This window comes from Candidatus Thermoplasmatota archaeon (assembly GCA_035540375.1).
Classification (GTDB): domain Archaea; phylum Thermoplasmatota; class SW-10-69-26; order JACQPN01; family JAJPHT01; genus DATLGO01.
Genome location: DATLGO010000070.1, coordinates 43783 through 66746 on the forward strand (window position 1 = coordinate 43783; position 22964 = coordinate 66746).

18 protein-coding genes and 1 tRNA gene are annotated in these 22964 nt (G+C 70.2%); 13 read left to right on the top strand and 6 right to left on the bottom strand.

The features are described from left to right. The first annotated feature begins 57 nt into the window (after positions 1 to 57). The 10 genes from VM889_08540 to VM889_08585 all read left to right on the top strand — a co-directional run bounded on the left by VM889_08540 (position 58) and on the right by VM889_08585 (position 12258). Positions 58 to 1767, top strand: coding sequence for a hypothetical protein (locus VM889_08540; GenBank protein ID HVL48589.1), 1710 nt, complete (start codon positions 58 to 60; stop codon positions 1765 to 1767). 34 nt (positions 1768 to 1801) lie between these two features. Then, positions 1802 to 3520, top strand: a complete 1719-nt coding sequence (locus VM889_08545) for a hypothetical protein (GenBank protein HVL48590.1) — start codon at positions 1802 to 1804, stop codon at positions 3518 to 3520. Positions 3521 to 3710: 190 nt separating this feature from the next. Further along, positions 3711 to 5483, top strand: coding sequence for a hypothetical protein (locus VM889_08550; protein HVL48591.1), 1773 nt, complete (start codon positions 3711 to 3713; stop codon positions 5481 to 5483). 56 nt (positions 5484 to 5539) lie between these two features. Further along, positions 5540 to 6640 carry an SPFH domain-containing protein gene (locus tag VM889_08555; protein ID HVL48592.1) on the top strand — a complete coding sequence of 367 codons (1101 nt, stop codon included), beginning with the start codon at positions 5540 to 5542 and terminating at the stop codon, positions 6638 to 6640. Between the two features lie 92 nt (positions 6641 to 6732). Then, positions 6733 to 7749, top strand: a complete 1017-nt coding sequence (gene artA / locus VM889_08560) for an archaeosortase A (GenBank protein HVL48593.1) — start codon at positions 6733 to 6735, stop codon at positions 7747 to 7749. 1 nt (position 7750) lies between these two features. Next, positions 7751 to 8380: a phosphatidylserine decarboxylase gene (locus VM889_08565; GenBank protein ID HVL48594.1), complete on the top strand. Its 630-nt coding sequence runs from the start codon at positions 7751 to 7753 to the stop codon at positions 8378 to 8380. Continuing rightward, positions 8377 to 9270: a CDP-alcohol phosphatidyltransferase family protein gene (locus VM889_08570; GenBank protein ID HVL48595.1), complete on the top strand. Its 894-nt coding sequence runs from the start codon at positions 8377 to 8379 to the stop codon at positions 9268 to 9270. The genes VM889_08565 and VM889_08570 overlap by 4 nt, the downstream gene beginning before the upstream one ends. A 74-nt stretch (positions 9271 to 9344) precedes the next feature. Further along, entirely contained in the window at positions 9345 to 9893 is a 549-nt protein-coding gene (locus tag VM889_08575) for an NTPase (protein HVL48596.1), read from the top strand. Positions 9894 to 9938: 45 nt separating this feature from the next. Further along, positions 9939 to 10223: a hypothetical protein gene (locus VM889_08580; GenBank protein ID HVL48597.1), complete on the top strand. Its 285-nt coding sequence runs from the start codon at positions 9939 to 9941 to the stop codon at positions 10221 to 10223. A gap of 274 nt (positions 10224 to 10497) precedes the next feature. Beyond that, the gene (locus VM889_08585; GenBank protein ID HVL48598.1) at positions 10498 to 12258 is read left to right on the top strand and encodes a hypothetical protein; all 1761 of its coding nucleotides are present in this window, start codon (positions 10498 to 10500) and stop codon (positions 12256 to 12258) included. Between the two features lie 106 nt (positions 12259 to 12364). Here the strand turns inward: VM889_08585 and VM889_08590 are convergent. Beyond that, positions 12365 to 12437: transfer RNA gene (locus VM889_08590), tRNA-Met, on the bottom strand. A gap of 54 nt (positions 12438 to 12491) precedes the next feature. Continuing rightward, the gene (locus VM889_08595; protein ID HVL48599.1) at positions 12492 to 12998 is read right to left on the bottom strand and encodes a hypothetical protein; all 507 of its coding nucleotides are present in this window, start codon (positions 12996 to 12998) and stop codon (positions 12492 to 12494) included. A 117-nt stretch (positions 12999 to 13115) separates the two neighbouring features. Between VM889_08595 and VM889_08600 the strand changes: the two genes are divergently transcribed. Next, entirely contained in the window at positions 13116 to 15824 is a 2709-nt protein-coding gene (locus VM889_08600; protein HVL48600.1) for an oligosaccharyl transferase, archaeosortase A system-associated, read from the top strand. On the opposite strand, the gene VM889_08605 is transcribed toward VM889_08600, so the two are convergent. Both VM889_08605 and asnS read right to left on the bottom strand, forming a co-directional pair. Continuing rightward, the gene (locus tag VM889_08605; protein HVL48601.1) at positions 15772 to 16212 is read right to left on the bottom strand and encodes a hypothetical protein; all 441 of its coding nucleotides are present in this window, start codon (positions 16210 to 16212) and stop codon (positions 15772 to 15774) included. The genes VM889_08600 and VM889_08605 overlap by 53 nt on opposite strands. Positions 16213 to 16367: 155 nt before the next feature. Then, on the bottom strand, positions 16368 to 17681 hold the full coding sequence (gene asnS / locus VM889_08610; protein ID HVL48602.1) for an asparagine--tRNA ligase: 1314 nt from the start codon (positions 17679 to 17681) through the stop codon (positions 16368 to 16370). Between the two features lie 104 nt (positions 17682 to 17785). Here asnS and speA point away from each other — a divergent pair, with 104 nt between their 5' ends. Next, entirely contained in the window at positions 17786 to 19795 is a 2010-nt protein-coding gene (gene speA / locus VM889_08615) for a biosynthetic arginine decarboxylase (GenBank protein ID HVL48603.1), read from the top strand. A 52-nt stretch (positions 19796 to 19847) separates the two neighbouring features. After that, positions 19848 to 20324 (top strand): hypothetical protein, encoded by a 477-nt coding sequence (locus VM889_08620; GenBank protein HVL48604.1) that lies wholly within the window; start codon positions 19848 to 19850, stop codon positions 20322 to 20324. Here VM889_08620 and VM889_08625 read toward each other — a convergent pair. Together VM889_08625 and VM889_08630 are read right to left on the bottom strand one after the other, a co-directional pair. After that, positions 20321 to 21037, bottom strand: a complete 717-nt coding sequence (locus tag VM889_08625) for a hypothetical protein (protein HVL48605.1) — start codon at positions 21035 to 21037, stop codon at positions 20321 to 20323. The two genes, VM889_08620 and VM889_08625, sit on opposite strands and share 4 nt — an antisense overlap. A 30-nt stretch (positions 21038 to 21067) precedes the next feature. Next, on the bottom strand, positions 21068 to 22964 hold a 1897-nt coding region (locus VM889_08630; protein ID HVL48606.1), incomplete at its 5' end, for an OPT/YSL family transporter.

The window sequence follows — 22964 nt, forward strand, 5'->3', positions numbered from 1 at the left end:
CACCCGGCCGTCACCTTGATGCCCCCTCTCGCACCCTCGACGCAGGGAGGCCTGCCGTTGCGCGCCATCGCGACCATCGTCCTCGTGGTCCTGATCCTCGCGAGCGTCCCCGCGACCGCGCTCGACCGCGTCCTCGACGTCGCGTACGAAATCGGGGAACCCGACGCCCTCGTCCACGAAGGGAGGGGTCAACATACATGCCTCGCGGCGGCGAGCTCCCTCGCGCTCAACGATGCGCGTTGCCCCCTCGTCCCGACGGGCGGGACGGCGCCGGCGAATGGAGTCGTCGTCCTCGACAGCGTTTACCGATCGAGTGCCGGGCTCTCGAACCAGCGGGAGACAATCTCGGATCCCGAGGGACGTCTGCGGGAGCAACAGGACGAAGGCACCACCTCGGTGAGGGCGGACCCGCTCCCGATCGAGGTGCGGGTGCCGACGGGCCTCGCCGTCGGCGGCGACACGAACACGCGACGGGACTCGGGCGGCGATCTGCCCGATCTCATCCTTCCCGGCCTCGGCAAGTTCGAAGCCTGGTACGGATGGTGGAACGATCTCGACGGTGACGGCCTCCTCGAGTATCGCGACGAGCGGCAGGGCCAAGCCGTGGTCGCGCGCCCCGACAACGAATGGTCGATCAAGAAAGGCGCGACGATCCTCGCCTGGGTCGAGCCCGGCGCGCACCCCGGCTACGCCGCCCACGACCGCCCCGGAAGCGCGAGCCCGGACTTCTACTACAGCGTGAGCGGCATCACGTACAACTCGGTCGGCAACGGCCAGCACATCTTCCTCGGCGGATCCCTCCTCGGCGCGCTCACGGTCCTCACGGTGAACGACGCGACGCTCGCGCCGAGCGAGTTCGGCCCCTACACGCCGGGGCCCGAATCGCGCGTCGACCTCGACCGCTACGTGGCCGTCCTCCCCGGGCCCCTGGATGCGCTCTACCGAGGGACGGTGGGCCCCGACGTGGACGCCATGGGAAGCCCTTCCTCGGGAAGCCTCGTGGCGAACGGCGGTCGCGTTACGAACCCGCCCGACGCAACGGGCACCGCGCTCGACGGTCCGCTCGCATTTGCCGCCGGGGCCGCGTACGGTCGATACGAGCACGAAACGGATTCCGACGCGGGTTCGACCGCAAGCGGGCGGCACGCGGACTTCGTCGCCGGCTACCGCGGCTGGATCGACCTCTTGCCGCGCTACGGTTACGCGTCCACGGGCGCTGCCGCCAACACGCATGTGTTCCCCGGCGAGATGCCCGGGCGCGACGCCGACGGTCGGCTCGCGGCGCCGCCGGGTTTCGTCTCGTTCGAGGTTCGCACGGGCCTCTGGCGAGACCTCGACGCGGACGGTTGGATCGGCACGGCCTCCGCCGATCCCTACGAGGGCGGCCTGCGGCCTAACCCGGACGATTACGTGGAGACCCGGGGCGAGTTCTTCCCGCTCTTCGTGACGTCCCACCCGCCGAGATCGCAGCCGGTCTTCGCCATCACGCTCACGCCCGACGGGCCATGGGATGCCGTGATCGCGAACGGGGTCCGCATCGGCGGGTCCGAAACCATCACGCTGCTTGCGCGCGGCGTCGATCGGAATCCCGGCGTGTACCGGTCCGATTCCATCTTCATGCCGAGGGGAACGATGAACGTCGCCTTCACGGCCTGCACCGAGACGCTCGGGCTCCGTTACGAGGATCCCGCGACGGGCCCCTCGGAGGCCGTGTTGCGGGATTGCGACCTCGTGGGGAATCTCGCCGTGTCGACGATTCCCGGATAGCTATTTGGCCCATCGGACACCCTCCGCCCCAACCATGCGCGCCGTCTTCGTCCTCGCGCTCCTGCTTCTTGCGCCCGTTGCCGCCGAGTCCACCACGTTCGACGCCCGCCTCGAGATCGAGGAGCCGGGCGCGAACGCCCACGCGGCGCGCGGCCAGCGCACATGCCTCGCCGCCCCCGACGACCCCGCCTGCCCCGCCGTCCTCACGGGCCTCGCGCACCCGGCCCTCGGAGTGCTCGTCCTCGACGCCTTCGCCTGGACCTACGCGGGCGCGACGACTTTGCGGGACTACGCCGCCGAGCCGGGGCGCCCCGGCCAGGGGGGCCTCACGACGGCGGAGACGCGACGCCTGGGCATGAACCCGGCGCGCGAATCGCTCGGGATCCTGCCCGACGCGATCCTTCCCGGCGCCGGATCGTGGCGCGCGCTCCACGGGCACTGGAGCGACGACGACGGCGACCAGCTGATCGAGGCGCGCTTCAACGGCTTCGCGCCCGTCGTGGGCAACGAATGGGCGCCCATCGGCGGCGCGGCCCGCGTGCACGTCTGGATCGAGCCGGGCAGCCACCCCACGGTGACGACGCTCGACCGGCCCGACGCGACGAGCCCCGACCTCGTGCTCGACTGCGATCGCTGGACGCTCCTGTGCGATCCGCGCGGGGAGGACGATTTCATCGTGGCGACGGACGGCTCGCTCCTCGGGACCGTCGAATCGGCGGCGGTCACGCGCGCCCTCCTCGCGCCGAGCGAGGGCCGTCCCTACACGACCCGCGCGGATTCCCTCGTGGACCTCGACACCTACGCCGCGATCGCGCCCGGCCCCGTCGAGAGCCTGTACGCCGGCGTGGCGCGGCCCCTGCTGCTCTTCGTCGGGAGCCCGAGCTACGGCTCCGCGCTCTCGGACGGCGGACGCATCGGGCCGGTCCCCTTCGGCGGGACGGCGCTTGCCGGCCCCGCCGAGCCCGTCTACGAGGGCCTGTACGCGCCCTATCCGCGGGAATGGGCGCCGGGGTCCGGATCGACCGCGGCGGGCGAGCGCGAAAGCTACACCCTCCACTACGCGCCCTGGATCGACCTCCTCCCGAGCTGGGGCTACGGCGCCGTCGGCCTCACGAGTCCCCAGGGCGGCGCGGCCGGGCCCCCCACGCCGAAGCCGGGCGCGCTCCCGGGCCGCTCCGCGACGGGCGCGCAGGCGATGCTTCCCGGCCACCTCGCCTTCGAGCTGCGCACGGGCCTCTGGAAGGACCTCGACGGCGACGGCTTCGTCGGCCGGGCCGATCCGACGGACCCGTACGAAGGCGGATCGAAGCCGCTCGCGGACGATTACGCGAACGCCGCGGGCGAGTTCGCCCCGCGCGCCGTCGACGAGCTGCTCGTCTCGACGTTCGCGCGCGTGGTGGTGACGCTTCGACCCGACCCGGACTGGGGCGCGGGCGTGCTCGTGAACTGCAACTACGCGCCGCTTATCGTGAACGTCGGCGGATGGGCCGAATGCGCCCGCGACCCGTGGCTGTGCGCGTCGCCGACGACGGTCTGCGCGGTCGATCCCGCGGCGTGGCTCGTGACGGGAACGCGGGAGATCCGCCTCGCGATGCGCCTCGACGGCGAGGCCGTCGCGCGCTCCGACGCCGTGCTGCTGCCGCGCGGCACGGACGGCTTCGCGGTCGAGGCCTGCGCGGGACCCTTCACGCTCTCGTGGGCGGACGAGCGCGCGACGGTCTCGGACTGCGACCGCATCGAACCCCTCGCCTGAGGCAACCGTTCGGGCCAAAATCCACCGGCAAGATGACCTCGCCTCGGGCGCACCGAGTTTAAGGCGCGAGGGACCGTTCGACCCGCGCGCGACAGGCCGACGATACGTTGATCGCCCTCGGGGAAATGATCGATGGGTCTTCGCGATGTCCGCGCCTTCCTCCCGTCCTTCCATCGGTGCTTTGCGCGCGGTGCCGGGCGACGGGACGCTCGATCGGAAGATCCGCCCGCGCCGGGTCCTCGCGGCGGTCCTTCTCGTCGCGCTCACGGCGCCACTCGTCGCGGGCGCCCCCGTCGGGACCGAGCCGGCGTTCGAAGCCCGGGAGAACAACCGGGTATGGATCGACGGGGAAGGCCAGTGGAACTGCGTGCCCGAAGCGCTCGAGCACGTCGCGCGGGACGGTTGCCCCGTGCAGCCGACCGGCTCGGCGAGGCCCGCGCTCGGCGTCCGCATGCTCGACGACCATTACCTCACGTCCTTCGGCGTCGGACGTCCCTTCGAGAGCGCGCAAGACCCCGCTTCAGGCCCCGACGCCGGCGCGGGGTCGAACCTGGAACGCTCGTCCCGCGGGTTCGTCCGCGATGTCGTCCTGCCGGGGGCGGGCACGTTCCGTGCCTGGTTCGGTTGGTGGCACGACGTCGACGACGACGAGGTTCTCGAGTACCGCGGAACGGGAGACGCCTTCGCGGACGGCAACGAGTGGGTTCCGATCCGTCGGCACCATCTCGTCTCCTACGTCGAGCCGGGAAGCCACCCCGGATTCGCGACCTTCGAAAGGCCGCAGGATTCCGAGCCGGATTTCGAGTACGACCCCGGTCTGACGCCTTACTACAGCGCGCGAACGCCGAGCGCCTATTTCGCGGGGGTCATCCTCTTCACGGACGGTTCCCTCGCCCGGACCCTCCAGGTCGCCACCGTGACCGATCCGATCCTCGCGCCAAGCGGCGAGAACCGGCCCTGGACGCCGACCGAAGACTCGCTCGTGGACATCGACCTCTACGCGGCCGTGGCCCCGGGCCCCGTCGCGGAGGTCTTCGGCGTCGTGCTCGGCGACCTTGTCGTCTCGACGGGTTCGCCGAGCCTCGGCACCCTCGCGGAGGACGGTGGGCTGGGTCCCCGGCCGGCCCGGGACACGCCGCTCGAGGGGACCTTCGCCGATCCGCCCTACGGCGCGGCCGTGGGCGCCTTCTGGGCGCCCTATCCCCAGGAGTGGCGGCCCGGCGCCCGCTCCTCGAACGCGGGCCGCGGCGATGCGTACGCTCAGGCCTACACCGACTGGATCGACCTCATCCCGGGCTACGGATACGGCACCACGGGCTTCCAATTCAGCGCATACACCGGCCAACCCGGCCCGCTCCCTGGGCGTTCCGCGACGGGGGGTCAAGCCATGGCGCCCGGCGCCCTCGCCTTCACGCTGCGCGTCGGGGTCTGGCGGGACCTGAACCTCGACGGTTACGTCGGCGTGGCGAAACCCGGCGATCCCCACGACGGCGGGTCGGATCCGCGCGCCGACGACTACGCGAGCCCGCGCGGAGAATATTTCGGAATCCCCGCCCGCACGCCTTCCGGCGACGTGCTCGATTACACGCGTCTCGTGCTGCGACCCTTCCCCGATTGGGGCGCCGCCGGCGCATTCCTGTACTACCGCGGCCAACCCGACGTGATCGTCGAACCGAGCCGCGCGCCCCCGAATCCCGTCTGCTACTCGGCCAACGGATGCCTGAACGATCCCGGCGCGTTCCACGTGACCGGGTCGCGACCGGTCGAGCTGAACGTGCGCCGCGACGTCTACGAGGCGGGGCTCTACCGCTCCGACCTCCTGATGCTGCCGCTCGGGACGTCCGGTTTCGAGATCGAGGCCTGCACCGACACGCTGCTCGTGACCGTTCCGTCGCATGCCGGCGAGGTTGTCGCCTCCGTTTGGGACTGCGACGTCATCGAGGCGTTCGACCCCGGGCCGTGAAGCGGGACCGCCGTCGCGCTTAAGCCTCGCGGACCCTTTCGAGGCGCGGGAATCCCGTGGCCGACATCCTCACCGTCCTGGCCGTCCTCATCCTCGCCGCGATCATGATCCTCGCCCTCTCGGGCGTCCGGATCGTGCAGCCCTACGAGCAGGGTCTGCTCATCGTCCTCGGCCAGTTCCGCCGGAAGCTCAATCCCGGTTTCAACTGGGTGTACCCGCTCATCTCGCAGGTGGTGAAGCTCGACCTCCGCACGCAGGTGCTCGACGTGCCGCGGCAGGAGGTCATCACGAAGGACAACTCCCCGACGAACGTGGATGCGATCGTGTACATCCGCGTCATCTCGCCCGACAAGGCGTTCTTCGAGGTCACGAACTACAAGCTCGCGACGATCGCGCTCGCGCAGACGACCCTCCGCAGCGTGATCGGCGACATGGAGCTGGACGAGATCCTGTACAACCGCGAGCGCATCAACTCGCGCCTGCGCGACATCCTCGACCACGCGACCGACGCGTGGGGCGTGCGCATCGAGGCGGTCGAGATCCGCGAGGTCGACCCCGTCGGGCCCGTCAAGGCCGCGATGGAGGAGCAGACCTCCGCCGAGCGGCAGCGTCGCGCGGCGATCCTGCGCGCGGACGGCGAGAAGCGCAGCGCGATTTTGACCGCGGAAGGCCAGAAGCGGGCCCGCATCCTCGCGGCCGAAGGCGTGCGGCAGGCGAAGATCCTCGAAGCCGAGGGTCAGCGACTCGCGCGCATCCTCGAGACGCAGGGCGAGGCGCAGTCGCTGCGCATCCTCGCGATGGGCGCCGCGCCCCTCGACCAGAAGTCGCTCACCGTGCTCTCCCTCGACGCGGTGAAGGCGCTCGGCAACGGGCAGGCGACGAAGATCGTGCTCCCGTTCGAGATCTCCACGCTCATGCAGGGCGTCGGCAAGTTCCTCGGAGCCGGCACGCAGGTTCCCCCGATGGAACCTTCGAAGCAGAAGGAGCTCGAGCAGCTCATCGGCCCGGCCGAGCGCGTGCTCGGCACCATTCCCGACCCCACGGAGCTCTCGAAGGAGCTCGCCGCGATCGAGAAGGAGATGGCGGACGAGGCCGCGAAGACCGAGGAGATCGCGCAACGCGCCAAGCCCACGAGCCCGCCCGCGGCCGCCGAATGACACGCTCCGGGCGCGCGTGCAGGCGCGGGTCGTTCCACGCCGCGGTCGGCTAGAGAAGGCTTATCTACGACGTGTCCTCCTAAGCCGACGACATGGCCCAGGACCTCCTCGAGAGCGGGCTCCTTCTCATGGTCTTCGTGGGCCTCGGCCTCCTCGCCGCGGGCTTCTTCGTGAAGGATCCGCGCAAGCACCTGCTGCGCATCGCCGGGTGGGCCCTCTTCGCGATCTACTGGCCCTTCCAGGCGCCGCACTTCTTCAACGACGCGGACCCCGTGAACGGGTATTTCGCGCTCGCGGCGCCGCTCTTCCTCGGCTACATCGCGTGGCACGAATGGAAGTCCTACCAATGGAAGGAGGACCCGCACGCGATGCGTTGGCTCACGGGCACGAGCGTCGTCGCCGCGGCGAGCTACTTCGTCATCTACCGCATCCCCGAGGCGACGGAGGCGCTCATCCGCTTCACGGCCGGTCAAACGTCGTGGATGCTCGCGTTCCTCTTCGGCGTCGAGTCGAGCATCCAGCCCTCCATCTTCGAGGCGGGCTCGTGGGACGTCTTCCTCACGGGCGGCGGAACCGAAGAGTACGCGGTCACGATCATCCTCGCGTGCACCGCGATCCAGAGCATCATGATCTTCGTCGGCGCGATCGCGAGCCTCGAGCGCTCGCCACGCCGCAACCGCCTCCTCGCGTACGCGATCACGGTCCCCGTGATCTACTTCCTGAACCTCTTCCGCAACTCGGGCATCGTCTTCGCCTACAAGGTGTGGGACTTCCCCGCCTGGTTCAAGGGCGGATGGGACGCGATCGGTCAACCGATCTCGTGCCTCATGGGCACGTGCTTCCCCATCGGCGAGCTCGGCACGCAGGCGCGCTTCGAGTTCATGCACTCCGTGCTCGGGAAGGGCGGAAGCCTCGTCGCGCTCATCGTCATCGCCCTCGGCGTGTTCATGCTCCTGCCGGAGCTGCACAACAACATCCTCGACCTCTTCGATCTGAGGAAGCGCAACCGCAAGGGCTTCTACGATCCGCCGCCGCCGCCGGGCCCCGCCGACCCGCCCGCAAGCGCGCCGCCGGCCCCGCCCGCCGCCGCGAAACCCGAGGAGGCCTGACGTGGCGGCCGTCCGCTTCGCGCAAGGGTCCGCGTCGTGGCTCGCCGCGACGGGCCTCGGCGTCGTCGCGCTCCTCGCCCTCGCGCTCGCGACGGGCGACGGCGTCGTCGCCGCGCTCGCGCTCGCGGCGCTCGTGTTCCTGGGCTTCCTCCTGAACTTTTTCCGCGACCCCGACCGCGCGATCGCGGACGGCGTGTGCTCGCCCGCCGACGGCGTCGTCTCGTTCGTCGAGCCCGCCGAGGGCGGCGCCACCCGCGTGGCCATCTTCATGAATCCCTTCGACGTGCACGTGAACCGCGCCCCCGTCGCGGGCCGCATCGCGGCCGTCGACCACCGCGCGGGCGGCTTCGTGCCAGCCTTCAAGAAGGAGAGCGAGAGAAACGAGCGCGTGGAGTGGGTGATCGAGACGGCCGAGGGTCCCGTGAGGCTCCATCAGATCGCGGGCACGGTCGCGCGCCGCATCGTGCCCTACCTCGCGCCGGGCGCCGAGGTCGCGAAGGGCGACCGCATCGGCATGATCCGCCTCGGGAGCCGCGTCGACGTCTGGCTCCCCGCCGCGTACGAAGTGAAGGTCAAGGGAGGTGAACGCGTCTGGGCCGGAGCTACGACGCTCGCCATCTCACGAAAGTGAGGCTCCGGCTGCGGAGCGATCACCTCCTCCGGGCCCGCGCGCGCCTCAACCGCTGGCGAAGCGTCGTCTCGCCCGCGGACGTCCTGACGCTCCTCAACGGAGCGTGCGGCTTCCTCGCGATCGCCGTGCTTGCGGGCACGGACGCGTGCACGAACCCGGGCAACCCCACGTGCACGCCTTTCGACTCGCCGTTCTTCCCCGGCCTCCAGAACGCCTTCCCCGGCCTCCCGAGCGACCGCTTCCTCATCGCGGGCGCGCTCATCGTGCTCGGCCTCGTGTTCGACGCGACCGACGGCATGGTCGCCCGCCGCTTCGGCGGGTCCCGGCTCGGCGCGGACCTCGACACGCTCTCCGACACGATCACGTTCGTCGTGACGCCCGCCCTCATGATCCTCAAGTTCTACTCCAACCCCGCCTACATCGCGGACCCGGAGCCCTACGCGGCCGCCCTTGCCGCGAGCCTCGTGCTCGTGATGGGCATGCTGCGCCTTGCGCGCTTCAACGCGAACCCGACGGAGACGGACACGAAGACCTTCCAGGGCCTTCCCACGCCCTGGTGCGCGCTCACGGTCGTGCTCACCATCCTCATCGCGATGCCGACGCGCTTCGCGCTCCCCATCTTCGCGATCCTCGCGCTCCTCATGATGAGCAACGTGGCGTACCCGAAGTCGAAGGGGGTCGTGAAGCACATCGCGGTCGCCCTCGTCCTTTCGGCCTTCGGGCTCGCGACCCTCCTCTTCTTCTTCCCCGCCGGGTCCGGCCCGGTCGTCCGGGCCGCGTTCATCCTCGCGGCCATCACCATCGCGCTGGCCCCCTTCTTCCTCAAGCGGACGAAGGTGGCCCCCGAGGCCGCCCCCGCCCCCGCCCTTCCGGGGACTCCGAAGCCCTGACCCGGGAACGCCGCATCGATTTGTGGCAGATATTTAAAGAAAGACCTCGTTACGGTCGCCGCGGACCTCCCACTATGCCCCAGGAACTCAAGATCGGCATCACGGGGCTTCCGAGCGTCGGCAAGACCCGCACGCTCCTCAAGATCGTCGAGAAGCTCGAGGCCAAGGACACGATCGTGGGCGGCATGGTCACGGAGAGCATCGACGAGGACGGGAAGCGCCTCGGGTTCCGGCTCGTGAACTGGCTCACGAAGGAAGAAGGCATCCTCGCGCACGTCGACTTCGAGAGCGCGAAGGTCAAGGTCGGCAAGTTCGGCGTCGACCTCAACGCGCTCGAATCCCTCGGCGTCCCCGCGATCGAGCAGGCCATCCGCGAGGCCGAGGTCATCGTCATCGACGAGGTCGGCAAGATGGAGATGGAGTCCGACCGCTTCTGCGCCGCGGTGAAGGCCGCCCTCGACACGCCGAAGCCCATGATCATGACGCTTCACAAGAAGTCGCGCAACCCGCTCCTGCAGGACATCCGCCGGCGCGACGACATTCGCATCCTCGAGGTCACGAAGATCAACCGGAACCTCCTCCCCTACAAGATCGAGAAGCTCCTCGAAGGGGAAGTCATCTAGGACCCGGCCGGAAGGCCCAACGCCCGGGCCGCGCCTTTTCTTCGCGTGGAACGCCACGTGCTCGCCATCCATGCCCTCGCCGAGGGCGCGAACGAAGACGCCGTCAAGGAGACGCTCGGCCGCGTCGCGGAAGCGGCCGCCGACCGGGGCTGGCGCGCGATCGAAACCTTCTACTCGCTCGAACGCGGCCGCGCCTACACGTATGCGGAGACGGACACGGCCGACCGCGTACGCGACACGCTCGACGACCTCGGGCTCGCGGGCGTCGAGGTGCTCGAGGCGGAGCGCGTGTTCACCGAGCTTCTGCACCGGCCCCGGCGGTCGCGGTGAGTTTCGCATGGCCCGCCGCAATTTTGCGATCCCCGTGGTTTGTGCCCCATGAGCGGATTAGCATTCAACGCCTTCGGCCGCGCGGCCCCGGATTGTCCACCCTGCGCCAGGCGGAGCTTGCCGCGCGACGTTCCTCTTGCGCACGAGCGGATGCCCCCGATGCGTGACATCCCCAGCCGTCTCGCAGCCGCGCTTCGATCGGCCCATCGCCGCGACGCGCCGGGGAAAACGATAAGGGGCGACCCGCCGCCTGCACGGCGGGGAGGTCGACCTCTTGCTTGCACGCCGCCTGGGACAGCTCATCGTCCTTGCCCTCCTCATCCTCGCCCCCGCGGGGACCGCCTCGGTACTCAATCGGGTGACCTACGAAGCCGAGGAGGACGACCGCCTGCTCCTCGATGCCGCTGGGCAACGCAACTGCGTCCTCGCGGCAATTCATCAAGAGGGCACCGACGCATGCCCCTTCGAACGAACGCCCCAGCCACGGCCGGCCATGGGCATCCTGCTCCTCGACGACGTCTACCGCCAGACGGGCGTGCCCGAGGACGGTCCCGGCACCGCCCGGCGTGACGCGGAATTCCTCGCGTCGCGGCCCACCTCCGGAAGCGTGCCCACCTCCTTCGTCAACGACGTGTCCTCCGGAGCGAGCTATCACCGCGCCAGCGGCGGAGACCTCCCGGATATCATTGCGCCCGGACACGGCCGTTTCCATGCGTATTTCGGCTGGTGGCTCGACGTCAACGGCAACGGCGTCATCGAGCGGAGCGACCTTGCTCCGGCGAACGGCCAAACTTCGGATCCCGAGCACGAGTGGGCCCTGAAACCAGACGCCGCCATCTTCTCTTACATCGATCCCGGCCCGCATCCGTTCGTCACCGAATTCAAGCGGCCCGACAAGGGGAGCCCGGACGTCGCCTATTCGTCGGGAGCCCATTGGTATACCGCGGGATCCGTCGTGCCCGTCGTCTTCGTGGATGGCTCGCTCATCCGACCCATGACCGTCACGACCGTCACGGACCCCCTCCTCTCGCCCAGCAGCGACGGCATCAACACGTACCCCTATACGCCGGGCGAGTCCTCCATGATCGACATCGACCGCTACGCGGCGATCGCCCCGGGACCCCTCTCCGACGTCTACGCGACCGCCGCAGGCCCTTTCTTGGACACCGTGGGGAGCCCGAGCCTCGGGCTCTGTCCCAACGCCTGTCAGATCACGCCTACCGGCGCCCGGGGCACGCCCCTCGCGGGGCCGGTCGCAACCGCCGTGAGCCTCGCGTACGGACGCGCCGAGCACGAGACGGCTCCCGGAAGCGGCGCGTCGGGCGAGGGTCGCGGTCTCGAAGCCCGCGATGCATTCATCGGCTGGGCCGACCTCGTCCCGCGCCAGCGCCAAGTCCCCCTCGCCGGCACCGGCCGGACGGTCGCAAGCGACGGCGAACCGGTGGGCGTCGGAACCGACGGCTCCCAGAGCATGGGACCCGGCATGTTCACCCTCGAGATGTGGACCGGCGTCTGGAAGGACCTGGGCGGTGACGGCCACGTCGGATGGCCGCAGGAACCCGGCGACCCCTACGAAGGGGGCGCCCGGCCCCGGCCCGACAATTACCTCGAGAGCGGCGGCGAATTCATTGGCGCCTACCCCACCCATATCGAAGGGACCTCGACGAGCGAGTTCAAGGTTCTCGCGATTCCCGACACGGATTGGGGACCCCTCGGTGTCACCATCGTCAACGTCGGCCTCCAGTCGCGCGACCCCGGCAACGTCATCGCCTGCCCCCCGCCCCTTGCCAGCACGTGCATGACCCCCATCGTGGGATCCTCGCCCGTCACGCTCCTGATGCGGCGCGATCCGTCCCTCGGGGCGGGGCACTATTCGACGCAGGACGCGCTCCTCATGCCGCTCGGCTCGCCGGGCTTCTCCGTGTGCTCACCGAGGATGAAGGTCTCGTTCGCGCAATCGAACGTGCTGATCGAGGAGGACGTGTGGGACTGCGACCATCTTTCGCAATGGGCCGGATTCTCGACGGCGTCGTGAGCGGCCCAAGGCGATCCCGTCGCCGCCCGGGCGGCGGCCTTCAGCGACCACGCCGACGTGGCAAGCGCGCGGCTCGGAAGAGCGCCGAACGCGAACGGGAATAGAATGCCGGGGACGGGGTTCGAACCCGCGACCTAAGGATTATGAGTCCTTCGCTCTACCAGCTGAGCCACCCCGGCGGGGGGTACGCCGTGAAAGCGGCTCGCCGTATTTAACCGTAAGGGGGCCGAAAATCAGGCTTTCACGAGCACGTGGAAGACCTGCGGCTCGGTCCAGCCCGAGTCCATGAGCGTGCCGTCGAGCGCCATGAGGCGCCACGTGACCTTCGACCCCGGCGCGAACGGCTGGGTCGAGGCGGGCGACCACGACTCGCCCTCGATGTTGTGGATGACGTTGCGCGTCTCCAGGGTTCCGAGGCGCGACACGATCTCGAGGCTGTACACGACCGGGCCCGTCGCCGCGCCCGCGTCCCACCGGAACGTCGGCGTGAGCGAGGACGTCGTCGCGTTCGCCGCAGGGTCGCGCGGGACCGGCTTCTCGGGCGGGACCGGCGCGGGCTCCTCGGAGACGTTCTCCACGAGCGTCCCGTGATCGAGCGGCTCGACCTCGTTGCCGTTCTCGTCCACGAGGATCCACGCGTCCGGCGGGGCGACGTAGATCTTGTAGGCGGCGCCCGCCGACCCTCCGAGGGTCACCGCGATCACCGTCAAGACCGTCCACTTCAAGACGCCGCGCATCACGAGGGGAACCCCACCCTCGGCGGCTGATATAGGTTGTTGTACGCCGAAGCCCCCCCGGGCGACGAGGCCAGCGGAATCCAGAACCTTAAAAACCGAGGCCCGCCATCGGCCGCCCGTATGGACCGGCGGCGTCTCCTCAAGACCAGTCTCCTCGTCGCGGAGGTGGCCCTCGTCCTCGCCGTCGCGTGGTTCATGTGGGACGTCCGCATGGCCTCGTTCCCGGCCCTGTTCCTCGACAACGGCGGGAGCTACTACATCGGCACCGATCCGTACTACCACCTGCGCGAAGCGCTCTACAGCGCTGAGCACTTCCCCGCCTCGCTGCGCTTCGACCCCTACACGAACTACCCCGCCGGCACCGGCACGGGCCAGTTCGGAACCCTCTTCGACCTCGGCGCCGCCGCCCTCGCCATCGTCGCGGCGGGCTTCCGGACGCCCGACCGCCACACCGTGGAGCTCGTCGTCGGCTGGTACCCCGCGCTCCTCGGCGCCCTCATCGCGATCCCCACGTACCTCGTCGCGCGCCGCATCATGGGCCGCGTCGCCGCCGCCTTCGCCATCCTCCTCCTCGCGCTCTTCCCCGGCGAGTTCCTCATCCGGTCGCTCGCGGGCTACGCGGACCATCACGTCGCGGAAGCACTCTTCAGCACGCTCGCCGTCCTCGGGTGGCTCGTCGCCCACGCCGCCGCCGAACGTCACCGCGCCGACCTCCGCGCGCTCGCGCGCGACCCGCGAACCCTCGCGAAGCCGACGGGCGCCGCGCTCCTCGGCGGCGTCGCGCTCGCGCTCTACTTCCACGTCTGGCCGCCCGCGGTCCTCTTCGTCGCGATCCTCGGCCTCGCGATCGCCATCCAGGCCGCGATCCACCACCACCGCGGCGAAACCCTCGCGCCCCTCGCCTTCGCGAGCACCGTCTTCTTCGCGACCGCCTTCGTCCTCACCGCGCCCCTCACGGAGGCGACCACGAGCTTCGCCCCGAGCGCCTACAGCCTCCTCCAGCCCACGTTCCTCCTCCTCGCCGCCGTCGCGGGCCCCGCGCTCTGGTTCCTGAGCGAAGCCCTCCGCGCCCGCGACGCGCCGAAGCCTGCATTCCCCGCCGGCGTCGCGGCCCTCGCCCTGCTCCCCGTCGTCGCCGCGATGGTCCTGAGCCCGACGCAGCTCTGGCCCGTCCTCAAGTGGAGCCTCGGATGGGTCACGCCGTTCGGCGCGACCGACCGCACCCTCACGATCGCCGAAGCGCAACCCACGTGCCCGGGCGAAATCTGGCTCGACTGCGCCGGCATGGCCTCGAGCTACGGCCTCTTCATCCTCATCGCGACCCTCGGCGCCGTCATGCTCGTCGGCCGCGTCATCCGCGCGCCCCGCCACGCGGACATCGTGCTCCTCGTCTGGAGCCTCACGACGTTCTTCGCCGTCACCGCGCAGGTCCGCTTCCAGTACTACTTCGCGATCACCGTCGCCCTCCTCAGCGCGTACTTCCTCCACGCCGCGCTCGAACTCACCGGCTTCAACGCCGCCCTCGAGCGCGCCATCCACGGCAACCCCGCCCACGAGGAGGCCAAACGCGGCCAAGGCCGACGCACGCGCACGGCGACGAAAAGCGCCGAAGCCCTCACAGCCGCGCGCGCCCTGCCCATCGCCGTCGCCATCCTCCTCGTCCTCCCCGGCAACATCCTCCTCAACAAGGACAGCGACGGCCGCCTCGCCGACCACTGCGGATCCCGCGTCCAATACCGCCCCAGCTACGCGATCGGCCACTGCATCGGCGTCGACGGCGACGTCCAGGTCTGGACGCGCGCCCTCGCATGGATGCGCGACCACACCGCCGACCCCGGCGTCAGCCTCTACACGAAACCCGAGGGTAACCACCCCGGCGACTACGGCGTCATCAGCTGGTGGGATTACGGCCACTGGACCCAGCTCATCGCCGAACGCCCCCCCGTCACCAACAACTTCCAGCAAGGCGCCCCCCTCGCGAGCCTCGTCTTCACGAGCCCCAACGAACGCGAAGCCAACGAACGCCTCGACGCATGGACCGACCGCCACGGCGCGAACCGCGTCCGCTACCTCCTCGTGAGCGACGAGGACGTCGGCGGCAAGTACAACCCCATCACCGTCTGGGCCGACCGCGGCCTCGAACGCGGCACCCGCGCCTACACCATCGACGGCATCCCCTCCCCCCAACAGCTCCCCCTCATCGACCGCACGACCTTCCTCCAGAAGCTCTACCTCGAAGACGGACGCGACTACCACACGTGGCGCCTCGTCTACGAATACCCCCGCCTCAGCCAGATCCACACATTCCTCAACGTCCAGACGAACGGCTTCGGCAGTCTCAGCCAGGACGCGGGCCCCCTCCTCGGCAACCTCACCCCCACCCCGAGCCACGATCCCGACTGGATCTCCGTCCAACGGGGATCCAACGGCCAACCCGCCTTCGCCGTCTACGACCGCTGGTTCGCGGCCAAGCTCAAGATCTACGAACGCGTCGAAGGCGCGCGCCTCCACGGCCTCGCCGACCCCGGCGAAACCATCACCGCCGCCATCCCCCTCGTCGCCAGGCAGGAACCCGGCGAAGCCCGCGCCTTCACGTGGATGGCGAGCACCACGGCCGGCCCCGACGGCACCTGGAACCTCACCGTCCCCTACGCGAGCCACGACCCCGTCCCCGCGGAAGACGGCGGCACCGACACGCGCGTCCACGCCACCGACCACTACACTCTCTGGACCGGCACCGCGGACAACCCCCGCCTCGTCGCCACACCCATCCCGGTCAGCGACCGCGACACGCGGGACGGCAACGCGATCCGCGTCGACTTCGTGTGACGGGGCCAAGGCGGGCGCGCGCGGCGCGCACGCGGAGCGCGGCGCGCACGTCGTGCGCTGCGCGCGCGGCGCGTGCCGCGCGCACCTGCTGCGCAAGGCGCGCCTCGCGCGCGGCGCGCACATCTCGCACGTTACGCACATCACGCACGTCGCGTGCCTCGCGCGCGGCGCGCACAGCTCGCACGTTACGCACATCACGCACGTCGCGCGCATGACGCACGTCGCGCGCCTCGCGCGCGGCGCGCCGGGTGCGCGCGGCGCGCGACCTCGGGACAATCCTCATCCGTCCTTGCGTCGCGGTCGGCTCGATGTTCCGTCGTTTCGAGCGGGTCGTGGACGAGCCGTTGTCGCCGTCGACGCGTTTGTTGCGGGTGGATGCGCGGGACAAGGAGGTGGTTTCGCTCCGGAGGCGCGGTGGTGGGCGTCGCGGGGCGTGCGGTTGCGGCAGGACGAGGTGGTGGCGCTGCTCGTGGCGGATGCGTTGGATTCGCCGTCGTCGCGGTTCGCCGGGTTGGGCGTCGCGCGGTCCGGGGTAGGCGGCCGTCAGGGGTAGGCGCGGTTGGGGGTCCTCGGGAAGGGGGTGGCGTCGCGGATGTGTTGGCCCTTGGTGAGCCAGTTGAGGACGCGTTCGGTGCCGAGGCCGAAGCCGCTGTGGGGGACGCTGCCGTAGCGGCGCAGGTCGAAGTACCACTCGTAGGGCGTCGGATCGGTCCCTTCCTTCTTCAGCCGGCGCATCATGAGGTCGATGTCGAGGCTGCGTTCGCTCCCGCCGATGATCTCGCCGTAGCCTTCGGGGGCGATCATGTCGGCGCAGCGGGCGCTCACGCCGTCTTCGTCGAGGGCCATGTAGAAGGCCTTGATCTCGGCGGGCCAGTAGGTGACGAAGATCGGTTTCTCCTCTCCTTGCGTGAGGGCGGCTTCGTGGGGGACGCCAAAGTCTTCGCCCCATTGGAAGTCGGGGAAGCCGCGCTTCTTGAGGAGGTCGACGGCGTCGTCGTAGGTGATGCGCTTGAAGGGGGTGGTCATCTTCTTGAGGTCGGCGGGTTCGCGGCCGAGCTCGACGAGCTCCTTTTCGGCGGTTTCGGCGACGCGGCGCGCGACGTGGCTCACGAGCTGTTCCTGGATGTCCATGTTGCCTTCGTTGTCGACCCAGGCGGCTTCCTCTTCGAGGTGGCCGAATTCGGTGAGGTGCTTGCGGGTGCGGCTTTTCTCGGCGCGGAAGCTGGGGGTGAGGCACCAGACCTTCTCGAGGCTGAAGGCGAGGGCTTCGAGGTACATCTGGGCGGACTGGCTGAGGTAGGCTTCCTTGCCGAAGTAGTCGAACGTGAAGAGGGTGCTGCCGCCTTCGCAGGCGTTGGTGGTGATGACGCTGGGGGTGGTCTCGTGGAACCCGTTCTGGTCGAACCATTCGCGGAAGGCGCGGAGCATCTTGCCTTTCACGATCATCTGGTTCGTGAGCTTGCGGCTGCGGAGCCAGAGGTGGCGGCGGTCCATGAGGACGTCTTCGGCCTCGGCTTCGACGGTGCTTTCGTAGATGGGGAAGTCGTGGCTCGCGCCGACGAGGGTGAAGCGGTTGGCCTTGAGTTCGTGTCCGCCGGGGGCGCGGTCGTCCTTGGCCACGTCGCCTTCCACGATGATGCTCGCTTCCATGCTCGCGGCGGCGGCGGCTTCGAAGTCGGGGTCGGGGAGGTTGCCTTTCCGGGCGGTGACCTGGAGCACGCCGGTGGCGTCGCGGACAACGGCGAACACGATCTTGCCGCTCGTGCGGTGGCGGTGGATCCAGCCGCGGACCTGCACGGTCTTTCCCGTGTGGTCGCCCGCGAGGATGCTCGCGATGGTGGCCCGGTGATGGGGCATGGGGTCGGGAAGGGCGCGCGTGGGCCATGAAGCTTGGGCTCGCCGGGTGGCGGCTTGCGCGGGCGAGCAACATTCTTAAGTGGCGTTGGCGCGTACGCGGGAGCGTGCCGGATCCCGCGGGCGGGAAAAGCGGTGAGTGGTCGGTTGATCGCGCGATCCAGCTGTACAACATCGACAACTGGGGCGCGGGCTACTTTTCGGTGAACGCGGCGGGTCACCTGACGGTGACGCCGTATGGTCAACCGGGTCCCGCGATCGACGTCATGGACGTCATCGAGGACGTTCAGGAGAAGGGGCTCGGGTTCCCGATCGTCATCCGGTTCCAGGACGTCCTGCGTTCGCGCGTCGTCAAGCTGAACGAGGCGTTCCGCGCGGGGATCAAGAACTTCAACTACCACGGTCAGTACCTGGGCGTTTACCCGATCAAGGTGAACCAGATGCGCGAGGTGGTCGAGGAGATCCTCGATGCCGGCGCGCCCTTCCACTATGGGCTCGAGGCGGGATCGAAGCCCGAGCTTCTCGCGGCGCTCGCCTTGAACGCGGACCCGGAGGCGCTCACGGTCTGCAACGGGTACAAGGACGAGGACTACATGCGTCTCGCCCTCACGGCCCGGAAGCTCGGCCGTAAGGCGATCGTCGTCATCGAGAAGCTCTCGGAGCTTCCGCTCCTCCTCAAGGTCGCGAACGAGATGCAGGTGGAGCCCTGGATCGGGCTTCGCGCGAAGCTCACGACGAAGGGGACCGGGAAGTGGGAGAAGTCGTCGGGCGACTTCGCGAAGTTCGGTCTCACGATCCCCGAGATCCTTCAGGCGGTCCAGATCCTGCGCGAGGCGAACAGGACGTCGTCCCTCAAGCTCTTCCATTTCCATGTGGGCAGCCAGCTCATGGACATCTCCTCGGTGAAGGAGGCCGTGAAGGAGGGCGCCCGCATCTACGCGAAGCTCCGCAAGATGGGGCTCGAGATCGAGTATTTCGACGTCGGAGGCGGCCTCGGCGTGGACTACGTCGGCACGACCGCGACGGTCTCCTCGTCGACGAATTACACGCTCGAGGAGTACGTGAGCGAGGTCGTGTACGACCTGAAGCAGATCTGCACGAGCGAGGGCGTCGCGGAGCCGAACATCGTGAGCGAGTCGGGCCGCGCGATCACGGCGCACCACTCGTGCATCATCATGAACGTCTTCGGCTCGATCGAGATCGGCGCGGCAAGGTTGCCCGAGGTCTCGAGGAGCGAGGATGCGCACGGCATCGGCGTCGGCATGGTGCGCGAGATGCGCGAGATGGTGCAAGGTCTCACGCTCAAGAACGCGCGCGAGTACTTCTTCGACGCGCGAGCCAAGAAGGACGAGGCCCTCTCCGCCTTCCGCCTGGGCGTCCTCGGCCTCGAGGAGCGCGCGGAGATCGAGAACCTCTACTGGGACCTCTGCCGCAAGATCGTGCACATGTTCCAGGACCGCAAGCGTGTGCCCGAGGACCTGAAGGAGCTCGCGACGCAGCTCGCGGACCAGTACCTCGCGAACTTCTCGCTGTTCCAGAGCGCGCTCGACCACTGGGCCTTCGACCAGCTCTTCCCGCTCGTTCCCGTGCACCGGCTCAACGAGGCGCCGTCGCGCAATGCGACGCTCGTGGACATCACGTGCGATTCGGACGGCAAGATCGACCAATTCATCGACGTGAACGGGACGCGCCCGACGCTCCCGCTTCATGCGTTGCACCCGCACGAGCCGTATTTCATCGGCATGTTCCTGACGGGCGCCTATCAGGACATCATGGGCGACATGCACAACCTGTTCGGGCGCACGAACGAGATCCATGTGTTCGTGGACGACGAGGATCCCGAGGATTTCTACCTCGAGACCGTCATCCCGGGCGACATCGTCGCGGATGTCCTCTCGCGCGTGCAGTACGAGCCGCGCGAGCTCGTGAAGCGCGTGAAGGCGGTCACGGATGCGCGGGTGCGCGAGGGTCTCCTCAAGCCGAAGGAGGGTGTGGCGCTCATCGAGTTCCTCGAGGCGCAGACGCGCAGCTACACGTACCTCATTCCGACGAAGGCGAACGGCGTCGAGCGGTTGAGCCCGGTGAAGGAGCCCGCTCCGGCGTCTCCGCCGCCTTAGTTTTGGCGTCCTCCCGGCAAGGGTTTTCCCACCTTGCCGCGCTGGGACGGGCGTGCTCCTCGTCCTGCGGTGTCCCGGATGCGGCAAGTCGAAGGTCGCGCGCGAAGGCGTGAAGCGCACGGTCTGCGCCCATTGCGGAAAATCGATCGAGACGGCGCGCGCCGTCGTGGTCCTCGCAACGCCCGATGAAGCCGAGGCGCGTCTTGCGGCGGGAAGCGCGAACGCCCAAAGGGCGGGGCGTCCCGAGGAGTTCCGCGCGGCGTTCGCCGGCCAGGCCGCGCCCCGCGCGCCCCCGTCCGACGCGCAGGCAGCGGCGGTTCGCGCGGCGGCTTCGGCGCGCGGCGACGAGGCGCGTCTCGAGGCCGCCGCGAGGGCGTTTGCGGCGGCTTCCGGCGCGTTTGCGCCCGAGGCTTTCGCTCCCGTTCTCGCGGCGCTCGGCATCGCGGGCCCTGCGCGCGACCGTCTCGAGCGCCTTGCGGCAAGCGGGGTCCTCTACGAGCCGCGGCCGGGCCGCTTCGCGCTCGCTTAAGCCTGCTCGCGGCGCTCGGCGCGGCGCATCGCGCGCGCTTCCCCCGGGGGGAGGCCGAGCGGGAGCACGCGCGCGCGGCCGACGTGGAGCGCGACGAATCCGTAGACCGCCGCAAGCGCGCTCGTTCCGAGCGCCACGTCCGAACCGTATCCGAGGATGAGGCCGCTTCTCGCGTAGAACTGGAAGAGGAAGAAGGGGACGACGAGGCCCGCGGCGGCGACCGCGGCGTGTCGGAAGGGCGCCCGTTCCGCGATGCCGCGACCCGCCCATGCGCCCGCGGCGAACATGGAGAACGTGAGGCCCGTGCCGATTCCGAGGAGCGCGAGGAGCGAAAGGGCGTCGGCTCCGGCGCGCGGGATCATGTAGGCTTGCGCGAAGGCGAGCGTGACCATGACGCTCGCGCCGGAGGCGAACGCGCCGCCGTTGAAGACGGAGTGGCGCTCGCCGCGGAACTTGCGGCGGTTCAGGATGGCGGTGAACGCGAGGGCGGCCACGAGGGCGAGACCGATCGAGTAGACCTCGAGCCCTGCCGTGAGGATGAGGAGCGCGAGGACTGCGAGGCCCATGCCGAGGAAGAGGCCTCCGACGAACCAGAGGAACACGAGCGTGTCCTTGAAGTGCCCGTCGTAGCGACCGTAGGCCGCGAAGAGGACGACCGCCGCGGGGGCGAGCGCGGCCCCGCCCGCGAGGATGGCGGGCATGTTGAGGAGCATGGGGGGCCTACCCCGCTTCTACGATATGAATCAAGTGAAGGGCGCGAGGGCGACGAGCGCGAGGGCTTCGCCCGCGACGAGGCCGGTCGCAACGAGCGTCGCGCCGAAGCGGCGGGCGGCTCGTCCTTCGGCCGGGAGTCCCGCGCGGCGCCGTTCCCATCCTTCGCGCGCGAGGGCGCCGGCCAGGATGGGGAGGACGGTCGCGAGCGGGAGGAAGAGGCCGAGCGCGAGGGCGAGACCCCGGCGGGTCGCGAGGTCCGCCGCGAGGCCGAAGCCGATCCCGAGGAGCAGGAGCGTCGCGTCGAAGGGGCCGCCGGCGAGGCCCTGCGCGAGCGTCGCGAGGGCGTGGCCTTGCGGCGCGCCGCCGTCGGCTGCGGCCGGGGTGAGGAGGAGCCCCGCGATGGCGGCGGCGAGGGCCGCGGGGGCCACGAGCGCAAGGTGGAGGCGCGCTCCGGCATCGGGCGCGATCCCGGCGTAAAGCCCCGTGCGCGAGGCCCGGAGGACGCCCGCGCCGGTCGCGACGGCGCCCGCGAACACCGCGCCGCCCAGGACGGCGAGAACGGCCGTCGCCTCGGGACCGGCGGCGGTGGCGAGGGCGAGGCCTCCGAGGGCGGCGGCCACCGCGAGGGCGAGCGCGACCGCCGCTTCGGGGTGTCCTTCGCCCGCGGCCTTGATCGCGATGGATCCGAACGCGAGGACGAGGAGCGTGACCCCGGATCCCGCGAGGGCTGCGAGCGGAAGCGGCGCGCCCGCGAGCGCGAACCCGGCGGCCGCGAGCGCGGCCGCGGCAGCCAGGCCCCAGCGGCCACGGCGATCGAGGCCGTCCGCGAGCGCGCGGGGCGCCGTGCGGAGCGCGGGCGCGAGCCGGAGAAGAACGGCGAGCGACGCGCCCGCGAGGGCTCCGACGGCGAGGAGGCGGACCGGACCTGCAAACGCGAGCGGCGCCGAAGCGAACCCGGCGTTCCAGAGGGATTCGAGACCGACGAAGCCGCCCGAGGGCCGGTGCAGGACGGGCGCGTTCAGGGCGACGGCAAGCGGCGTCGCGACGAGCCAAGCGGCGGCGCTCCCGACGGCGAGCGCGACCGCAAGGCGCGCGCGGAGGAGCCATCCCGCGCCGAGAAGGAGCGGCGAGAGCGCGAAACCCACGAGCGTGTGGTGCGCCGCGGCGGCGGGCGTCCCGACGACGCCGCCTTCGACGACGCCTTCGAGGCCCGCGCGCGCGGCGCCCGCCTCGAGCGCGCTCTTTCCGCCCACGAGCGGAAGGTCACGGACGAGCGCGAGGAGGCCCGCGCCGGTGCCCGCGGCGACGAAGGCGCCGAGACCCTGCCGGGCGCGTCGCGCGGCCCCCGCGCTTGCGTCGTCCCCGCGCTCGAGAAGACGCAGTTCCGCCTCGACGCCGTCGAAGGGCAGCGGGTCCTCGACGGTCCACCGGCGTCGGAGCGCGAGGGCGGCGAGGACGCCGAGGAGAGCGGAGGCCGCGATGGCGAGGAAGACGGCCGAAAGGCGAGGTCCGACCGGCGCGATGGCCGCATAGGTCGACGCTCCCGCAAGAAGCGCGAGGGCCGGCCCGGCGTAGAGAACGGCCGTGGCGACGAGCCCCGAGGAGGCCGCGACGCCGGCGGCAAGCGCGAGCGCGGGAGCGCGGTGCCGGAGCGCGACGCCCAGGGCGAACGCGACGATCCAGCCCCCGGCGAACACGAGCCCCGTCCTGAGGCCCACGACGACGTTCACGGCCGCGAAGAGCACGCCGACGGCGAGGCCCGCAAGCGCCACGCGCGCGGGCACCGCGACCGGGCTTTCGGCGTTGCGGCGTTCGAGGCTTTCCTCGAGCGCGCCCGTCCCGAGGTTCGCGAAGACCTCGACGTCGAAACGGTCCAGGTCGCCGCGCGCGATGCGCTCGCGGCCACCGGGCGTGAGGGGGCGGCGT

What these genes read in the sequence shown, in the direction of transcription:
- VM889_08600 (HVL48600.1), top strand. Translation starts at nt 13,116, where the DNA reads ATGGACCGGCGGCGTCTCCTCAAGACCAGTCTCCTCGTCGCGGAGGTG.
- VM889_08575 (HVL48596.1), top strand. Translation starts at nt 9,345, where the DNA reads ATGCCCCAGGAACTCAAGATCGGCATCACGGGGCTTCCGAGCGTCGGC.
- artA (HVL48593.1), top strand. Translation starts at nt 6,733, where the DNA reads ATGGCCCAGGACCTCCTCGAGAGCGGGCTCCTTCTCATGGTCTTCGTG.
- asnS (HVL48602.1), bottom strand. Translation starts at nt 17,681, where the DNA reads ATGCCCCATCACCGGGCCACCATCGCGAGCATCCTCGCGGGCGACCAC.
- VM889_08545 (HVL48590.1), top strand. Translation starts at nt 1,802, where the DNA reads ATGCGCGCCGTCTTCGTCCTCGCGCTCCTGCTTCTTGCGCCCGTTGCC.
- VM889_08625 (HVL48605.1), bottom strand. Translation starts at nt 21,037, where the DNA reads ATGCTCCTCAACATGCCCGCCATCCTCGCGGGCGGGGCCGCGCTCGCC.